At 71.1% G+C, this 16881-nt stretch carries 10 protein-coding genes; 4 read left to right on the top strand and 6 right to left on the bottom strand.

What is annotated here, in order from left to right; translation table 11 throughout:
- Window positions 1-68: 68 nt before the first annotated feature.
- Complete coding sequence (locus ACZ31C_RS22115) at window positions 69-1826, bottom strand: CDP-glycerol glycerophosphotransferase family protein (protein WP_465796885.1); 1758 nt, start codon at window positions 1824-1826, stop codon at window positions 69-71.
- Window positions 1827-2020: 194 nt separating this feature from the next.
- Entirely contained in the window at window positions 2021-4174 is a 2154-nt protein-coding gene (locus ACZ31C_RS22110) for a DUF6077 domain-containing protein (RefSeq protein WP_465796884.1), read from the bottom strand.
- Window positions 4175-4403: 229 nt separating this feature from the next.
- On the opposite strand from ACZ31C_RS22110, the gene ACZ31C_RS22105 reads away from it, so the two are divergent.
- Window positions 4404-4940 carry an acyltransferase gene (locus tag ACZ31C_RS22105; RefSeq protein WP_465796883.1) on the top strand — a complete coding sequence of 179 codons (537 nt, stop codon included), beginning with the start codon at window positions 4404-4406 and terminating at the stop codon, window positions 4938-4940.
- Window positions 4941-4995: 55 nt separating this feature from the next.
- On the opposite strand, the gene ACZ31C_RS22100 is transcribed toward ACZ31C_RS22105, so the two are convergent.
- Together ACZ31C_RS22100 and ACZ31C_RS22095 are read right to left on the bottom strand one after the other, a co-directional pair.
- Complete coding sequence (locus ACZ31C_RS22100) at window positions 4996-6279, bottom strand: nucleotide sugar dehydrogenase (RefSeq protein WP_449947938.1); 1284 nt, start codon at window positions 6277-6279, stop codon at window positions 4996-4998.
- Between the two features lie 4 nt (window positions 6280-6283).
- Window positions 6284-7852 carry a glycosyltransferase family 2 protein gene (locus ACZ31C_RS22095; protein ID WP_465796882.1) on the bottom strand — a complete coding sequence of 523 codons (1569 nt, stop codon included), beginning with the start codon at window positions 7850-7852 and terminating at the stop codon, window positions 6284-6286.
- A gap of 370 nt (window positions 7853-8222) precedes the next feature.
- Here ACZ31C_RS22095 and ACZ31C_RS22090 point away from each other — a divergent pair, with 370 nt between their 5' ends.
- Window positions 8223-9377, top strand: coding sequence for a hypothetical protein (locus ACZ31C_RS22090; protein WP_465796881.1), 1155 nt, complete (start codon window positions 8223-8225; stop codon window positions 9375-9377).
- Between the two features lie 21 nt (window positions 9378-9398).
- Here the strand turns inward: ACZ31C_RS22090 and ACZ31C_RS22085 are convergent, their stop codons facing one another.
- Complete coding sequence (locus ACZ31C_RS22085; RefSeq protein ID WP_465796880.1) at window positions 9399-11189, bottom strand: DUF6311 domain-containing protein; 1791 nt, start codon at window positions 11187-11189, stop codon at window positions 9399-9401.
- A gap of 431 nt (window positions 11190-11620) precedes the next feature.
- Here ACZ31C_RS22085 and ACZ31C_RS22080 point away from each other — a divergent pair, with 431 nt between their 5' ends.
- Together ACZ31C_RS22080 and ACZ31C_RS22075 are read left to right on the top strand one after the other, a co-directional pair.
- Complete coding sequence (locus tag ACZ31C_RS22080) at window positions 11621-12991, top strand: glycosyltransferase (RefSeq protein WP_465796879.1); 1371 nt, start codon at window positions 11621-11623, stop codon at window positions 12989-12991.
- The gene (locus ACZ31C_RS22075; protein ID WP_465796878.1) at window positions 12988-15138 is read left to right on the top strand and encodes a glycosyltransferase family 1 protein; all 2151 of its coding nucleotides are present in this window, start codon (window positions 12988-12990) and stop codon (window positions 15136-15138) included. Before ACZ31C_RS22080 ends, ACZ31C_RS22075 begins: the two co-directional genes overlap by 4 nt.
- A 152-nt stretch (window positions 15139-15290) precedes the next feature.
- Here ACZ31C_RS22075 and ACZ31C_RS22070 read toward each other — a convergent pair whose 3' ends face one another.
- On the bottom strand, window positions 15291-16880 hold the full coding sequence (locus tag ACZ31C_RS22070; protein ID WP_465796877.1) for a glycosyltransferase family 4 protein: 1590 nt from the start codon (window positions 16878-16880) through the stop codon (window positions 15291-15293).
- Window position 16881: the final 1 nt, after the last annotated feature.

Below are 16881 nucleotides of genomic sequence, written 5' to 3'. Positions count from 1 at the left end.
CCCGATGCCGGACGACGACGCGCCCGGGACGACAGGTCGTCCCGGGCGCGTGGCGGTCGTGATGTCGGTCAGCGGCAGAGCCGCCCGATCTCCTCGGCGAACCGGTCCATCGGGTTCGCCTCGGCCGGGCCGAGCAGATAGGTCTTCAGCTCCCGACGGGCCTCGGTCATCGGGTCGTCACCGGCTCTGGTCACCGCGACGATCTTCTCCAGCTCACCACAGTCCGCGGCGAGCAGGTACGCCGCCCGCGAGGTGGGGAAGGTCCGCCGGAACTCATCCTCGGGCAGCCCGGCCGGGTTGGCCACCACGTACGGCCGCTGGCTCTGCACGAAGTCCGACACCACGCTGGAGACGTCGCTGATCAGCAGGTCGGTCTGGTTGAAGCAGTCGAACAGCGCGGGCACCCGACCGGTGACCACCCGGTGCGCCGGCCCGTCCAGGCCGGACGCGTCGACGTCGCCGCCGGCCGCCCGGATCCGCTCGACGATCCGCTGGTGCACCGCCTTGGCCTGCTTGGACCGGGTCCCGGTCAGCGGGTGCGGCTTGTAGATCAGCCGGACGGCGGGACGGGTGGCCAGCAGCGCGGCCACGATCCGCTCCCCCATCAGCATCAGCGAGGTGTGGTAGGGGTCGTCGTCGAGCCACCCCTCCCAGGTGGGCGCGTACAGCACGGTGAACGGGCGGTCCACGGCCTCCGAGCCGAAGGTGTGCACGCCGGCCAACTGCGGGCGGCCGATCTCCACGATGTCGGCGTCCAGCACGCCCACCCCGGCCCGCGCGTACCGTTCCCGACCGGCCAGGCCGGCGACCCACACCTCGTCGTAGACCTTGCTGTACGGGTTGACGCTGGCCGCCTTGTCACTGTCACCGTGCCCGACGAAGACGTGCTTCATGCCGGGCTCCCGCAACATGTGGATGTTCGGCCCGACGTTGGCGGCGTACAGCGTCACCTGGATGCTGCTCTTGTCCAGGTTCATGAAGTCCGGCGCGGCCGGCACGAAGACCACCGGCAGCCGGGTGTCGGCCAGCTCCAGGAAGGCGTCCCGGTTGCGCATCAGCACCACCGCGTGACGCCCCACGGCCTCGATCGGCGCCAGCCACATGTTCGCCTGGTAGACGTCCTTGGCCGGGCCGGCGAAGTACAGCGCCACCTCCGGGCGGTAGCTGTTCAACCACTGCTGCACGGCCGGCAGCGGCGAACTCTGCCCGGCACCCCGCCCACGCAGCCAGGTGAGCGCGACGATGCCGCCGATCACCCCGGCCAGCCCGACGGCCACCGCACCAGCCACGAAGACCGGCATCACGTCGCTCGCGACGACGGCCACCACCGCAGCCGGGACGAGCAGGACGTTCGTCCACGGCAACCGGTCGCCGGCCGCCTCGGCGACCCATCCCGGCGGGCGGGGCGCGGACCGCTTGCGGCCCAGATCGATGTTGCGCACCAGCGCCGAGTCGGCGGTACGGCGGTCGATCATCCGGTTGAAGGCCCCGGCGAAGACCGCGATCAGCCACACCACGGCGGGCAGCAGGAGCAGCAGGGTCAGCTCGACACCGGTCACCGGCACGTGGGCGGCGACCAGCAGCACCACCGACAGGTCGCGAGCCAACTGCCGGTAGACCAGGCTGACGCCGACCTTCTCCAACAACGTCACGCTGGCCGGCGACCACCGCACGGCGGCGAACTCACCGAGCACCGCCGCCAGACCGGCGACCGCGAAGAGACCGACCCAGCCGAAGGCACCGGCGACGAGCAGCACCAGATAGGACGCCAGCAGCAGGGCGCCACGCGGGGCGACTCCCACGCGCGAAGTCAACATGCCGAACAACGAGAGTGCTCCCTTACGAGATCGATGACCGGCTGGATGCGCGTCGACGGCCGCCAGCGTAGCTGCGACCTTAACGCGAAGTGCCGTCGGGACGAAGGTCGGGTATCAGGCATCTTTCTCCCAAACCACCGTTGCCCGCACCGCTGACCGCCCGCCGTGGACAGTCGGCGTGACCAGGCCGAACGCGCGCACCCTCAGACACGACGCAGACAGACCACGATGCCGGACCGGCCCGGCACCCGACGGCTGGCGAACTCGACGTAACCCAGTTCGCCGGCGGTCTGACGGGCGTGGCGGTTTCCGCCATAGACACAGATCGTGCCGACGTCCACCCGCTCCAACGCCCCGGCGACCTCCTCCGGGGTGGGACGCTCGTCGGCCGGTGCCCCGTTGGCGAACCGGGTCAGCAACAGCCGATCCTTGGCGAACTGCGACGTCAGGTCGTACTCGACCAGATAGAAGTCGCGCGGCAGGACGACCCGCATCTCGCTGGTCACGATCGGCGTGGTCCGCATGATGGTGTCGGGCGCGAGCAGGAAGCCGTCCGGCCGGTCCAGACCGTCGATCCAGAACACGATGCTCTGCCGGTGCTGCGGCAACTTCCAGGTCGGCCGGTCGTGCACCTCCACCCAGCTACGCTCCGACCACATCGGAGTGGCGTACCCGGCGAACGAGGCCACCATCACCCCGGCCAGCGCCACCCCCACCAGGGCGCGCACGGCCCGCAGCCCGGTGGGCAGCCAGACCGTGCAGAGCAGCCCGACCAACGCGGGCAGGGCGAGCAACCACGGCACCCGCCAGAGGACCACCGAGATGCCGGTGAGCGCGGCGAGCCACTCCAGCACGCCCGGCACCAGCAGGACGCTCAGCGTCAGGGTGCCACCGGCCGCCAGCAGGGCGGGGGTGCGGCGGCGGACCAGCAGCGGCCCGCACCACAGCGCCAGCCCGCCGATCACGCCGACGATGCCGACCTCGAAGGTACGCCGGTAGGTGTACTCGGCGTCGTAGACGATCGCGTCCGCCCCGGTCGCGGTGCCCTGCCCGAGGACCAACTGCGTCACGATCACCGCGCCGACCGGGTACGCCACGGCGGCCACACCGGCGACCAGCGCCGCCTTCCAGCGGCCGACCAACGTCATCATCAGTGCGGCGCCACCGACCAGCATCGGCAGGATGATCGCCGCGGTGGTGCTGAGCCCGATCGCGGTGACCGACAGCGCGACGATCAGCACCAGGATGCGCGGGGACCGGTCGTCGAACCAGCGGGTCAGGTAGTACCACATCAGCGGCACGACGGCGGAGACGAACATTCCCTTGCCCTCGTAGAGCCGGGGCAGGTGGAAGGTGCCCAGGGCGGCGTCCGGGCCGGCGACCAGACCGAGGAAGGCGATCGCCACGGTGAACGCGAGCACCGGACGTCGGGGGGCCCACTGCTGCACCACCCGCCAGAGGGCCAGCACGGCCAGCACGGCCAGCACCGGCAGCAGCACGTACCAGGTCGCCGAGGCGGCGTGGATGTCGAGGAACCGACCGAGCGCACCGGCGAAGACCTCGATGCTGGCGGTCGGCGGCAGCGAGGCCATCGCCGGGAGCACGTTCTCGCTGAACAGGAAGTCGTTGAGCGGGACGACGTCCCGTTGCGCCACCCACACCGACCGGCCCACGTAGTAGACGTCGTCGGGGGTGTTCCGGGCGATGAGCAGCGAGGCCACCGCGACCAGACCAGAGACCAGCAGCGCGTACGCCGACTGCGCGGCGGTCGGTGCCGGCGTGGGTGGCCGGGTTGCCGGGGTGACCCGCCAGGTCCGCCGGGTCAGCAGCACCGCGCCGACGGCGGCCACCGCCCCCGCCGAGGCCGGCACCCACCAGGACAGACCGTCGCCGGCCGGCGTTCCGGCCAGGCCGGCGGTGATCGCCGCGACAACGCCGAAGAACAGGACCGGCACGGTCCACCGACGCGGGGCCCCCGGCGTCCGGCCGGGCGGTTCGCCCCCCGGCTCCGTGCCGGTTCCCCGATCCGTGTCGGCCGCCTGCGGCGTCCCGCTGTCCGGGGCGGCCCGGCCGGCGCGCCGACGCCACCACCATCGCAGCGGTGGCGTGAGCAGGACCACCACCACACAGGAGACCAACCAGATCCGGAACGTCGACGACGGGGCGAGACCGAGCGGAAGGGCCGCGTGGTACAGCAGCGTCCAGAGCGCGAAGGCCAGTACGGCACCGTCGGTGAGAACGGCGGGCAGCACGGCGGTCACGGCACCGACCCGGCGGCCGACCGACCGCAGGCGGCCCGGTGCGGTCGGTCCGTCGACCGCTGTCGGGACGGTGGCGGCGACGGTCTGGTCGGTCATCGACAGGGGTCCTTCGTGGTAGGCGCAGGGCTGCCCGGCCCGGCGTCGACGGCCGGCGTGAGTGGGCATCGTGCTGGATGAACGGCACCGAGGGTATGCCGAGTCGGACCGACGTGAGGACCTGGCTCGCCGGGGCCGGACGTGGACGACCGTGGCTTTCGAAGGGTCCGACCGGAGGTGGGTATGCTACGCCACGTTCGATGCCCCCGTGACCCGATGGGATCCAAGGTTGACTGACGAGAGCGCCTCCACCGTCTTCGTGCACCCGACCGCTGACGTCGAACAGGGCGCCCAGGTCGGCGACGGGACCAAGGTGTGGCACCTGGCCCACGTCCGGTCGTCCGCGCAGGTCGGCGCTGGCTGCGTGATCGGACGCAACGTGTACGTCGACGCGGGTGTCACGGTCGGCGACCTCGTGAAGATCCAGAACAACGTCTCCGTCTACCAGGGGGTGACCCTGGAGGACGAGGTGTTCGTGGGCCCGTGCGCGGTCTTCACCAACGACTTCCGCCCCCGCGCGCAGAACCCGGACTGGAAGATCACCCCCACCGTGGTACGCCGGGGCGCCTCGATCGGTGCGAACGCCACGCTGGTCTGCGGCATCGAGGTCGGCGAGTACGCGATGATCGCCGCCGGTTCGGTGGTCACCCGGGACGTCGCGCCGTACCAACTCGTGGCGGGCAACCCGGCGCGGCCGAAGGGTTGGGTCGACGAGCGCGGCGAGGTCGTCTCGCGCGACGTGGACCACCCGCCGCAGCGCGGCTGACCCGGACAACGGCACGGGCCCGGCGACGCGGTCGCCGGGCCCGTCACCGTTTCGTTCAGCCGCCGATGACCACTCGGCGCACACCCGCCCAACGGTCCGGGTCGGTGACCCGCCGGCCGTCCACCAGCACCGTCACGCCGGGCAGGTCGGCGGGAGCGAGCGTCCGGTACTCGGCGTGGTCGGCCTGGACGACGGCGGCGCCGACCGGCTCTCCGGCGTAACCCGGCAGGCCGTGCGCCACAAGTTCCTCGTTGGTGTACATCGGGTCGGTGACGTACGGCGTCGCGCCCCGGCGGCGCAGCGCCTCCACGGTCGGGAAGACACCGGAGAAGGCCGTCTCCTTGACCCCGCCCCGGTAGGCGGCGCCGAGCACCAGCACACCGACGCCGGTCAGGTCACCGTAGGCGGCGGCCAGGAGGTCGACGGCGTACTCCGGCATGGCCACGTTGGCCTCCCGGGCCGACCGCACCACGGTGGCCGCCGGGTCGTTCCACAGGTACATCCGGGGATAGACCGGGATGCAGTGCCCACCGACGGCGATACCCGGCGAGTGGATGTGGCTGTACGGCTGCGTGTTGCAGGCCTCGATCACCTTGGTGACGTCGACACCCACCGTGTCGGCGAAGCGGGCGAACTGGTTCGCCAGGCCGATGTTCACGTCCCGGTAGGTCGTCTCGGCGAGCTTGGCCAGCTCGGAGGCCTCGGCCGAGCCCAGGTCCCAGACGCCGTTCGGACGGTCCAGGTCGGGCCGCTCGTCGAAGTCCAGCACCGCCTCGTAGAAGCGCACGCCGTGCTCGCCCGACGCCTCGTCGACGCCGCCGACCAGCTTCGGGTAGCGGCGCAGGTCGGCGAAGACCCGGCCGGTGAGCACCCGCTCCGGGCTGAAGACCAGGTGGAAGTCCTTGCCGGCGGTGAGCCCGGAGCCCTCCTGGAGCATCGGGGCCCACCGGTCGCGGGTGGTGCCGACCGGCAGGGTGGTCTCGTAGCTGACCAGGGTGCCCGGCTTGAGGCCGGCGGCGATCGCCCGGGTCGCGTCGTCCATCCAGCCGAAGTCCGGCACGCCCTCGGCGTCCACGAACAGGGGCACGACCACCACGACCGCCTCGGACTCGGCCACCGCCGCAGTGGTGTCGGTGGTCGCCGACAGCAGCCCGGCGGCCACCGCCTCCTTCAGCTTGACGTCCAGGTCCGTCTCGCCGGGGAACGGCACGGCCCCGTCGTTGACCAGCTGGACGACCCGCTCGGAGACGTCGGCACCGATCACCCGGTGTCCCTTCGAGGCGAACTGTACGGCCAACGGCAGGCCGATCTTCCCGAGGGCGACGACGCAGATGTTCATGGAACTACTTTCCTCTCGACGACCACTTGGTGGTCAAACGGGCGACTATCCGGCGCGACGTGACAGACGTGATCATCAGGATCACACGGTGCTTGCGATCCGTGTGCGGCGTGACCAGGTACAGACGGAACCCGCGCCGGGCCGCCCGACGTGGCGCGGCAGGGCGTCCCTCTGCCCGCAGCGCGGTCGTGGCCGCCCCACCCAGCACGCTGAGCTTGGCCTCGACCTTGCGCGGCTCCGCGCCCGCCACCCCGATGCCGAGCAACTGGTGCAGCGGCCATTGCGCCCGTACGACGGTACCCGGCCCACCCGGACGCAGCGTGACGGCGGCCGCCAGCCCGCCGAGGCTCACCTGGACCGCCTGCGGCGGGAACCCCGCCAACTGCGCCCAGGGGCTGTGCGCCGTGAGCACGAGCGTCTGCGCGCCGGTCTCGTCGCGTTCCCATGCCAACTGGGTCGCGGTGACCTTGATCGCCTGCTTGGCGGCCCGCTCGGTCACGTCGTACCACTCGTCCGGAAAGCCCAGCCCCGCGTCGCGGAAACCGAAGTAGTGGGCGTAGCCGCGGTCGCCGACGACGGTCACCTCGGGCAGCGCGCCGTCCTTCTGCTGGCGGATCAACTGGAGCAGCCGCTCCAGGTCCCCGTACCCGGCGGCCAGCAGGCGCAACCGGACGGCGGGAGCGAGCCGCTCGCGGATGCCGTCGGTGAGGTGATTCTCGACGAGCCGGCGGATCCGCTGGTGGGCCTGCTCCTGCCGAGCCGGTTCGAGGTCGAGGAAGTCGGCCTGGAGCAGCTTGGCCACCTCCCAGCTGAAGTTCCGCAGCAGGATCGCGTCACGCCGGGGCCCGGGCTCGATCAGCCCGGCGACGAACTCGACCAACTCCTCGGCGCAGCGCAGTCGCTCCTCGAACCGACTGGCATAGGTGATGTTCTGCGCGTTGTCCCGTTTGACCGCGTAGTAGTAGACGTAGTCGGCGAGGACCGAGATCCGCCCGGCGCGTACGCAGGCCTCCAGCGTGAAGGGCTGGTCGCTGCCCATCCGCATGTCCTCGCGGAACCGCAGGCCGTGCCGCTCGATCAGGTCCCGCCGGAACAGCTTGGTGTTCGACAGCGACCAGGGCAGCTCGCTGTCGAAGAGGTCGACCTGCTCCGAGGTGCTGGCATAGATGGCCTGGTGGACGTAGCGGTTGTTGGTGCCGACCATCCGGCCGAGCACCACGTCCGAGCCCCACCGGTCGGCGGCGTCCACCAGCCGCTCCAACGCCTCCGGCCCCAGGTGGTCGTCGGAGCCGATGAAGAAGACGTACCGCCCCTGGGCGACCTCCAGCGCGCGGTTGCTCGGTGCCGCCGGACCGCCCGAGTTCGGCTGGTGCAGCACCGTGACCGTGCCCGGGTACCGCTTGGCGTAGCGGTCGAGCTCCTCACCGCTGCCGTCGGTCGAGCCGTCGTCGACCGCGACCACCTCGAGCCGGTCCAGGCCGATGCTCTGTCCGACGAGCGAGTCCAGGCACTCGGTGAGGTACGGCATGGTGTTGTAGACCGCGACGACGACGGTCACGTCGGGCGCGGTCATCCGGCCAACTCCGCCGAGGTCAGAGCCGTGTCCGTGAGCAGCCCAGCCGGCCCTGGCTGTAGCCGGGAACCACTGTCGACGCGTCTCCGGAAGTCCACCGCTGCGGTCGTGCCGTCAGATCCCATCCCCGCCCGTTTCCGTCGTAACCGGTGCCGCCGTCCGCGGGACCCGAGCGAGTCTACGACAAGGATTCAGGTCGGAAAGGCCGCCGCCGTCGGCCGTCCGCGACGCGCGAGTGTCGATTGCTAACCTCCATGCTGTTCGACGGCCGGTGGGCGTCCCGGGTCGGTGGCGCGCCAGTCTGGCCGCACCGCGGGCTGCTGCCGCATGATGCCGAGTCGGCACGCACGGGACAGCCGGGGTGAATGTGGTGGACGACCAGGAAGTACCGCCGGGAGATGGCGGGCCGAGCCGGCCCGGGAGGCTTCGGCGACTGCGGGCCGCCGCCCGCTACGCCATGCCGGGTCTCGCCGCCTATGCGGTGATCCGGATGGTCGGCGTGGTGGTCGTCCACTTCTGGGGCGGCAACGTCGGCGTCCCCCTTGACGAGTCCCTGATGAAATCGGACGGGCACTGGTACCTCGCACTCGCTCAGCACGGGTATGACGGGTACGAGAAGACGCAGAGCAACATGGCCTTCTTCCCCCTCTACCCCGGGCTCACCGCCGCCCTGGACCGGATGTCCCCGCTCAGTACCGAAGTCGCGGCGCTGATCGTGGCCTGGTTGGCCGGCCTGGCCGCCGCCTGGGGGCTGTTCGCGATCGGCGCGCACCTGCACGACCGGCGCACCGGCGTGCTGCTCGCCGCACTCTGGGCCGCCCTGCCGCACGCCATCGTCCAGTCGATGGCGTACAGCGAGACCCTGTTCACCGCCCTCGCCGCCTGGACGCTCTATGCGCTGCTACGCGGCCACTGGCTCACCGCCGGCGTGGTCTGCCTCTTCGCCGGCCTGACCCGGCCGACCGCCTCCTCGTTGATCCCGGTGGTGGGGCTGGCCGCGCTGGTGGCGATCGTCCGACGCCGGGACGGCTGGCGTCCCTGGGCCGCCGCACTGCTCGCCCCTGCCGGCTGGCTGGGCTACCTGGCCTGGGTGGGCAGTGAGGTCGGACGACCGGACGGCTGGTTCCACATCCAGTCCGCCGGCTGGGGCAGCACCTTCGACCTCGGTGCCGACACGGTGCGCCGCAGCCGAGAGGTGCTGGCGAACCCGACCGCGGCGCAACTGTTCGTGGTGAGCGTGGTGCTCCTGCTGGCGCTGATGTTCTTCGTGCTGAGCGTGATCGACCGGCAGCCCTGGCAGTTGCTGCTCTACAGCGGGCTCCTGCTGGTCACCACGTTGGGCGCGGCCGGCTACTACCACTCCAAAGCCCGCTTTCTGCTGCCGGCCTTCCCGCTGCTGCTGCCCGCCGCCGTGGCGTTGGCCCGCGCCGGGTGGGCGCGGGCCGTCACCGTGCTGCTGACGATGACCGCGTTCGCCACCTATTTCGGCGGCTACCTCCTGCTGATCTGGAAGCGGTCACCCTGACCGGATGCCCGGGGCGGACGGTCACCCGGTCAACGGGCGGACGTCCCACAGCCAGACGTCATCCACTCGCTGTCCCGGACCGTAGAGGCTGTCGAGCACGGTCTTCAGCGCGTCGTGCCGTCGGGCGCCCCGGTCGGGCAGCACCACCGCGTCGGCCTTCCAGTGGCGGACGTCGGCCCGCGCCTGGTCGATGTCGGCCGGGCCGACCGTGGTGTCCCGCTTTCCTTCGGACACCGCAGTGATCAGTTTCGCCGTCGGCTGCGGCTCGACCCCCCATCGACCGGTGGCGTCGGTCGCCGAGACCGGTCCGAGGAAGTAGCCCTCCGGCACCGCGAATCCGGCCAGTGCGGCGGAACCCCAGTAGACCGACGTCATCCGGGTGACCGGCACGGGCACCAGGGTGCGGCCGGGCGCCACGTGATCACGCCAGGCGCCGCTGGTCACGAAGTCCGGCACCGGGGCACGACCCCGTGCCGGCAGCGGCGTCGGCATGATGGGCACGAGCGCGACGGCCACGGCCACGGCACCCGCACCGAGGGCCAGTCGGTTGACCGGTCGGCCCTGGCGGGACACGAAACGGTCGACGGCGACCGCCAGGAGCACCCCGAGCGCCACGGTCGTGATCAGGGCGAACCGGGCCACCACCACGGAGTCGAAGACCGGCAGGTGCTGCACGAGCGCGAATGGGGCTGGGACATCGGTACGGCGGGTACCGACCGTCCAGGTGGTGCCGATCGAGAACAGAGCCGTCACCAGGCCGACGATGCCGAGTACCTGTACGACGGCCTCGCGGCGCAGCCAGCAGAGCACACCGAGGACGAGCAGCAGCAGGGGCCAGCCGTAGAAACTCGCCTGCTCGGTGGTGTTCGGCGCCCAGCCCACCGCGCTCGTCGGGCCGCCGGCGACCGACTGAGTGGCGTACCGGACGAACGAGCCGAGCTTCAGGGCGTACATGTCCGGTGTGCCGGGATGACCGGTCCGGTGCTGTGGGCCGGCGAAGTACATCCACAGCGGGTAGGCGGCCGCGACCGCCACCAGTCCGGCGGTGATCGCCAGGCCCAGCAGCAGTGCCCGCCAGCGCCGCACCGCGTCCTGCGGCCGGACGGCGAGGTAGGCCAGGGCCAGCATCAGACAGCCCAGGGCGGTGAGGAAGAGGATCTCCAGGCTGACGAAGAACTGCGCGATCACCAGCGCGCCCAACACCAGGCCGTCGCGGACCACCTGCCCGCCCCGGGACAGTGCGACCACCCGCCAGACGATGAACGGCACCAGCCACTGGGCCGTCATGTGCGGGTGGCCGTTGCTGTGCGAGACCAGCGCCGGGGCGAACGCGCAGAACAGACCACCCAGGAAGGCCGCCGCCCGGGAGTCCACCATGTGCCGGGAGAGCACGTGGTACCAGGCGTAACCGGTGCCGGCCAGGTTCAGGGTGATGAACAGCAGGTAGGCGACCGGCGCGCCGAACAACAGGGTTACCGGACTGAGTAGCAGTCCGGGCAGTTGCAACCCGACATTGGCCACCAGGTTGACGCCGTTCGGCGCGTTCTGCAGCGTGGTGAAGAACGGATTCTCCAGGTTGCTGACCGCGTGGGCCGCGTACGCCAACATCCACTCGTTGAAACCCTGGTCGTCGGGGCGGCTGCCGAGCAGACGACCGTACGGGTCGAGCCACCCGCGGGCGGTGACCCAGCCGGCACCGGCCAGGAAGACCAGGGCGACACACACGTCGACCGGCCAGCGTCGGGCGACCCCGCGAGCGGTGCCGGACGCCGGGTCGGCGTCCGGCATCGGGAGGGGCGCGTCCTCCGTCACCTCGGCACTCCCGGTACGGGCGGGCGCGCGGTGGCGAGTGTCGGGAGTGGTCATGGTGGGCGATACCTCTCACGGATACCGGGGCGGCCTTCGGGGGATCGGCCGGCGGCCAGGACGGCTGACGCTCGGGCCGGCGTTATTGTAGGGTCAGCACCTGACCGCGGGCCGTGCACGGCCGTCGCGGAGCAGGCACCGCGTCAGGCCGACCGACGAGGTACGGCGTACCGCTGATGAAAGGTCCCGCCCGGCATGGTCCCGCTCCGCAGATGTCCTGCGGCTGCCGCCCCTCGACCGGGTAGCGAAGAGGGGCCGTTCCGGTGCCAGCGCCGGATCTTCACACACCCCCAGGATCGGAATCGATGAACAAGTGGCGAACCCTCTGGGACTCGTGGAAAACCCCCCGGACACGCCAGCCCGGTTCCCGGCCACACATGATCTACCTCGCGATCGGTTTTCCTCCGGCGGCCAAGAGTTCCACCTACCGGATGCGGGCGACCGCCAACCAGTTCGCCGCCGAGGGCTGGGACGTGACCGTGGTCACCATCATGGACGAGGCGTGGGAGCTCGACTACGGGCTCGACCACTCCCTCACCGAGGGCGTCGATCCCCGTATCCGGGTGGTGAAGCTGCCGCTGTTCCGGGAGGACCTGGAAACGGACGTCCGGTCGTACACCGAGCAGCGTGCCCTGGCCCACCGCGACTACCTGGCTGAGTTGCGCGAACAGCACCTCAAGGTCTTCCCCGAGCCGGTGTTCGGTGGCTGGCGTCCCGCGCTGGAGAAGGCGCTGCTCCAGATCCACCGGGAGCGGCCGGCGGAGTTGCTGGTGACCACCTGCGTGCCGTACGTCAACCTGGCCGCCACGTGGAAGCTCTGGAAGGCCCACCGGGTCCCCTACGTGGTGGACTTCCGGGACGGCTGGTCCGTCGACGTGATCAACGGCGGGGAGGCGTTCACCAAGGAGTCGGTCTCCGGTCGGTGGGAGACCAAGCTACTCACCGACGCCGTGGCCATCTGGAACGTCAACGAGCCGATCTCCCGGTGGTACCGGGAGCGGTATCCGGATCTGGCCCACAAGATGCGGATCGTGCGCAACGGCTACGACGCGGTGAGCATCCCGGTCGAGTCGCTTCCCGCCCCGGCCGACCGGCCGCTGACCTTCGGCTACCTCGGTGCGCTGAATCTGCCGGTGCCACTGCTGGAGGCCGTACTCGAGGGGTGGCGGACGGCACGCGCGACAGACCCGGCGCTGGCCGACGCCCGTTTCGAGGTACGCGGGCACATCGGCTCCGGGTGGGCCCGGGGCGACAACTACCATGCCGAGCTACTCAAGGCGGCCGCCGCTGACGGAGTGCTGGTCGGCGGCTCGGTACCCAAGGCCGAAGTGATCGACCTGTACTCCCGGTGGGACGCCGTGGTGCTGATGGTGACCGGCGGCCGGTACATGACGTCCGGCAAGGTCTACGAATACATGGCCACCGGGCTTCCGGTGGTCTCCGCCCACGAGCCGGTGCACGACGCCTCCACGCTGCTCTCCACGTACCCCCTCTGGACCGGGGCGGTCGGCCTCGATCCGGTCGAGCTGACCGAGGCGTTCCGGCGGGCCGCCGCGATGGCGCGCAACGCCGACGCGGCCGAGCGCGAGAAGGCTCGGGCCGAGGCGCGGCAGTACGCCCGTGAGGAGCAGCTCATCCCTGCCGTCCGGGAGGTCACCGAGTTGGTGTTGGGCACCGCCGGGCCGGCCGGCACCGCGCCCGGTCTCCCCGCCGGAGCGCACGTTCTCGCCAAAGAAGGTGAGTCATGATCGAGGTACTGGTCGTGCTGGGAGCCGTACCCGGCCGGGTGGCGGTGCTGACCGACGCGGTGGAGCAGCTCCAGTCCCTGGGCGCCACCGTACGATTCGCCACCACCTTCGATCCGGTGGAGAAGATCCCGGCGGTCGCCGAGCTGGCCGAGGTGCACCAGCTACCCACGGTCGAGGAACTGGGGCGACGTTTCGGTCGGGCCTACAAGCGGACCGCGCCGGCCCGTCGCCCGTGGCTGCGGGCCCAGCGTGACCCGTGGGTCCGTCGGCACGCGAAACGTGCCGACGTGCTGGTCGCCCTGGACGCGAAGGCCCTGCACACGGTCTGGCAACTGGCCCAGCGGCACCGACGGGCCGATGCGGTCCACGGCATCACCCCGACGCTACAGGCGGTGCGGAAGCGGTTGGCCGACCCCGCGAAGTACCGCCGGCCGCGCCTGAGCACCGTCGGTCCCTCCCCGGTGCTCCTGACCAGTGCCACCCGCAATCAGACCGTCGAGCTCGCCAAGCGGGTGTTCCAGGTGAGCACCGGTAAGCGGGCCATGAAGCTCGCCCCGGTGCGCTGGCTCTGGCACCAGGCGGTCACCGCTCCCGGCATACCGGAGCGCCTACGCGGAGTGGCCGCGCAGCGGGTCAACCGGAGCATGCGCCGGGCCGGTCACCGGAGCAGCGCCAACCGGTTGGCGCTGGCCGCCCAGCGTCGGTTGCGCAGCGCCGCGACGAGGAGCCAGCTACTCGCTCCGATGGTCGAGGCGGAACTCGACCGGGGCGGGTTGCCCGAACACCTGATGACGGTGGTCGAGGGGCAGTTCCAAGCGGCGGACGCCCTCCTCAAGAAGCGGAAGCCGAGCCAGGCCGCAGAGCACGTGGTGCGCGCCTTCAGCCTGATGTTCCACCGGAACGTGCACTTCGACGGGCTCACCTCGCCGTTGGCTGCGGACCCGGACGGCTTCCTCGCCCCGCTGCACGACAGCGAGGCCGGTAAGGCGCTGGCGACACCGCGCGGCCGCCGGACGCCGGCCGAGTTCCCGCCGGCCGACCGCCCGCACCGGATGCTCTTCTTCACCGGGATCAACGACAATTTCGTCGGTCCGATCCTCTCCCGCTACGAGGCGACGCCCGGGGTGGAGGTCCGCCGACTGAACCTGGTGGAGGAATCGATCCGTCCGGTCCTCAGCAACGGGCGGATGCATCTGCTGCAGCACCGGCTCGCCGGCACACGGACGCACGTCGAGCAGGTCCAGCAGGCGTGGGGCGCCCAGGTCGAGTGGGCGGACACCGTCTTCGTCGACTGGTGCAATCTGCCCGCCGCCATGCTCACGATGATCGACCCGGGTTCGGCCCGGGTGATCGTCCGGTTGCACAGCTTCGAAGCGTTCACCTGGTGGCCGCACCTGACCGACTGGTCCCGGGTGGACGACCTCATCTTCGTCTCCGAGCACCTGCGTGACCTGGCCCTGGCGGCCGTGCCCCAGCTGCGCGCGCCGCAGGGGCCACGGACCCACGTCATCGCCAATGCGATGGATCTGCACCGGTACGTGCTGCCGAAGCAGTCGGCGGAGAGCCGCTTCACGCTCGGCCTGGTCGGGCTCAGCGCAGTCGCCAAGGATCCGCTCTGGGCGTTGGAGGTGCTGCGCGAGCTGCGTCGCCGCGACGAACGGTACCGCCTGAAGCTCGTCGGTGACGAGCTGCGGACCGCGCTCGGCCCGGCGGTGCGGACCTATGCGGCGACGCTCGCGGCCGAACTGGCCGAACTGGAGCCGTCCGGTGCCGTCGTGCGGACCGGACGGACCGAGGACGTGCCGGGTGCCCTGACCGATGTCGGGGTCATTCTCAGCACGTCGGTGCGGGAGAGCTTCCACTGTGGCCTGGTCGAGGGCGCGGCCAGCGGTGCCGTCCCGGTGGTGCGGGACTGGCCGTTCTTCGCCGGTCGAGCGCACAGCGCCCGCACCCTGTTCCCCAACGACTGGGTGGTGTCCACTCCGCAGGAGGCCGCGGAGCGGATCCTGGACGTCACCGCGTCGGAAGAGACCTGGCGCGAGGCGGGCCGGGCGGCGGCCTCACACGTGTTGAACACCTGGGACTGGTCGGTCACCCACAAGGACTTCGACCGGTTGATGCTGGAGCCGCCGACGGGTACCGGCTGAACCGACCGGCGCACCACGCGAGGGCCGTCCCGACCATGCGGGACGGTCCTCGCGTCGTTCTTCCGGCCGCGGTCGAGGCGTCGACGCGGTAGCGAGAACCGGCACGGCCGGCCCGCCTGAGGCGGGCCGGCCGTGCCGTCGACGGTGCTGCTTCAGTGTCCCGCGGGGGTCAGCTCCCGGTCGTCCGCCACCTGTGACGCCCTGGCCGGCACGCCCAGCACCGAGCTGTAGACCTCGTCGAGCAACTGTGCCTGGGACTCCCAGGTCCAGCCCTCCAGCAGGCCCGGCTCGTCGTACGCGGCCCGGTAGCGGCCCGGGTCCGCGAGCACGGCGCGGACCGCCCGAACGTAGTCGGCCAGGTTCTCGGCCTCGAACACCTCGCCCTGGCCGGTGGCGCGGGCGGTCTGTGCCATCGTCCGGACGTCGCTGACCACGATCGGCAGCCGGGCGTGTGAGTACTCCAGGAACTTGGTGATCAACGCCAGCTCATGGTTGACCTTGTGGTGAATCGGGATGACCCCGATGTCCGCAGCCGAGAGGAACGGCACCACCTGCCAGTGCTGGACGTACGGCAGCAGGTGCACGCGGTCGGCGACGCCGAGCTCGACAGCCCGCTCGTGCAGCTCCTCGGAGAACCGGTTGCTCCCGTTCGGATTGACGGTCACGAACGCGACGTGGACCTCGGGCAGATGTGGCAGCGCCTCCACCATGATCTGGCAGCCCCGGCTCGGGTTCACCGCGCCGGAGTAGACCAGCAGTGGCGTCCGCTCGTCCACCCCGCACCGGGCCCGCAGGTCCGGCACCTCACCGTCGGCGTCGACCGCTGGCGCCATCGGCGCGTTCAACACCACGGCCGGCCGCGCCGGCAGGTCGTGGGTCTTCTGCAACAACTCGGCGAGGGTGTCGGAGACGGTCACCACCGCGTCTGGATAGGCGGCGTACTCGGCGGTGTAGGCGATCTGCGCCGGCAGCCAGCGCGGGTTCTCCGCCCGGCCGGTGATGCCACTGACGAACTCGTGCGCGTCCCAGACCAGCTTGGTCCTGCGACCCGCCGCCCGGGCCCGCAGCATGGCCCGCGACCCGACCCCGAGCATGCGGAAGTCATTGGCATGGATGATGTCGGGCTTGAGGGCGTCGATCTCCTTGCGGAACGCCAGTTCGAAGTCCCACAGTCCCGGATCCAGACGACGCCAACTGCGGCTGCCCCGGAGCATCTGCCAACCACGGATGGGCAGGCGGTTGAAGAGCGCCTGCGGATCCGCCTGCGCTTGGCGCATCCGGCGGGTCTCCGCGCTGCGCAACCGCACCCAGCGGCTCATCAGCGAGGCCATCGCACGGGACGGCAACTGCACCGCGCTACCCACGGTGGCAGGAACCACGCCGCCGAGTGCCTTCGCCCGGACCCGACGCTCATAGAGGTCGGCCTGCCAGGCCTGCACCTTCTGGGTCCGGTACGCCGCCTTGGTCGGCGACGCGTACGACAGCGGCCGCCACAGCGACCGGGTGTTCTCCCGGGGCTGGCGGTTCAGCGGCTTCGGCACCCGCAGCAGCCGCACCTCGGCGTCGCCGATCCGCCAGTTGTCCGATGCGGAGTGGGTGTTGCGAATGCCGAGGAGAAAGACCTCCCAGCCCGCGTCGGCCGCCGAGCGGGCGGCCTTCTGCACCCGGGAGTCGCCGTGCACACCGTTGTCGACGAGCATGACCACCCGACCCCGGTAACGCTTCGTGCTCTTGGAACCCATC

This window comes from Micromonospora sp. NPDC023869, from assembly GCF_055559695.1.
Note: the sequence above shows the minus strand (reverse complement) of the source record. Positions and strands in the feature narration are given on the sequence as shown.

Coding starts and splice junctions, on each gene's coding strand:
- ACZ31C_RS22080 (WP_465796879.1), top strand. CDS start 11,621: ATGATCTACCTCGCGATCGGTTTTCCTCCGGCGGCCAAGAGTTCCACC.
- ACZ31C_RS22075 (WP_465796878.1), top strand. CDS start 12,988: ATGATCGAGGTACTGGTCGTGCTGGGAGCCGTACCCGGCCGGGTGGCG.
- ACZ31C_RS22095 (WP_465796882.1), bottom strand. CDS start 7,852: ATGACCGCGCCCGACGTGACCGTCGTCGTCGCGGTCTACAACACCATG.
- ACZ31C_RS22110 (WP_465796884.1), bottom strand. CDS start 4,174: ATGACCGACCAGACCGTCGCCGCCACCGTCCCGACAGCGGTCGACGGA.
- ACZ31C_RS22100 (WP_449947938.1), bottom strand. CDS start 6,279: ATGAACATCTGCGTCGTCGCCCTCGGGAAGATCGGCCTGCCGTTGGCC.
- ACZ31C_RS22070 (WP_465796877.1), bottom strand. CDS start 16,880: ATGGGTTCCAAGAGCACGAAGCGTTACCGGGGTCGGGTGGTCATGCTC.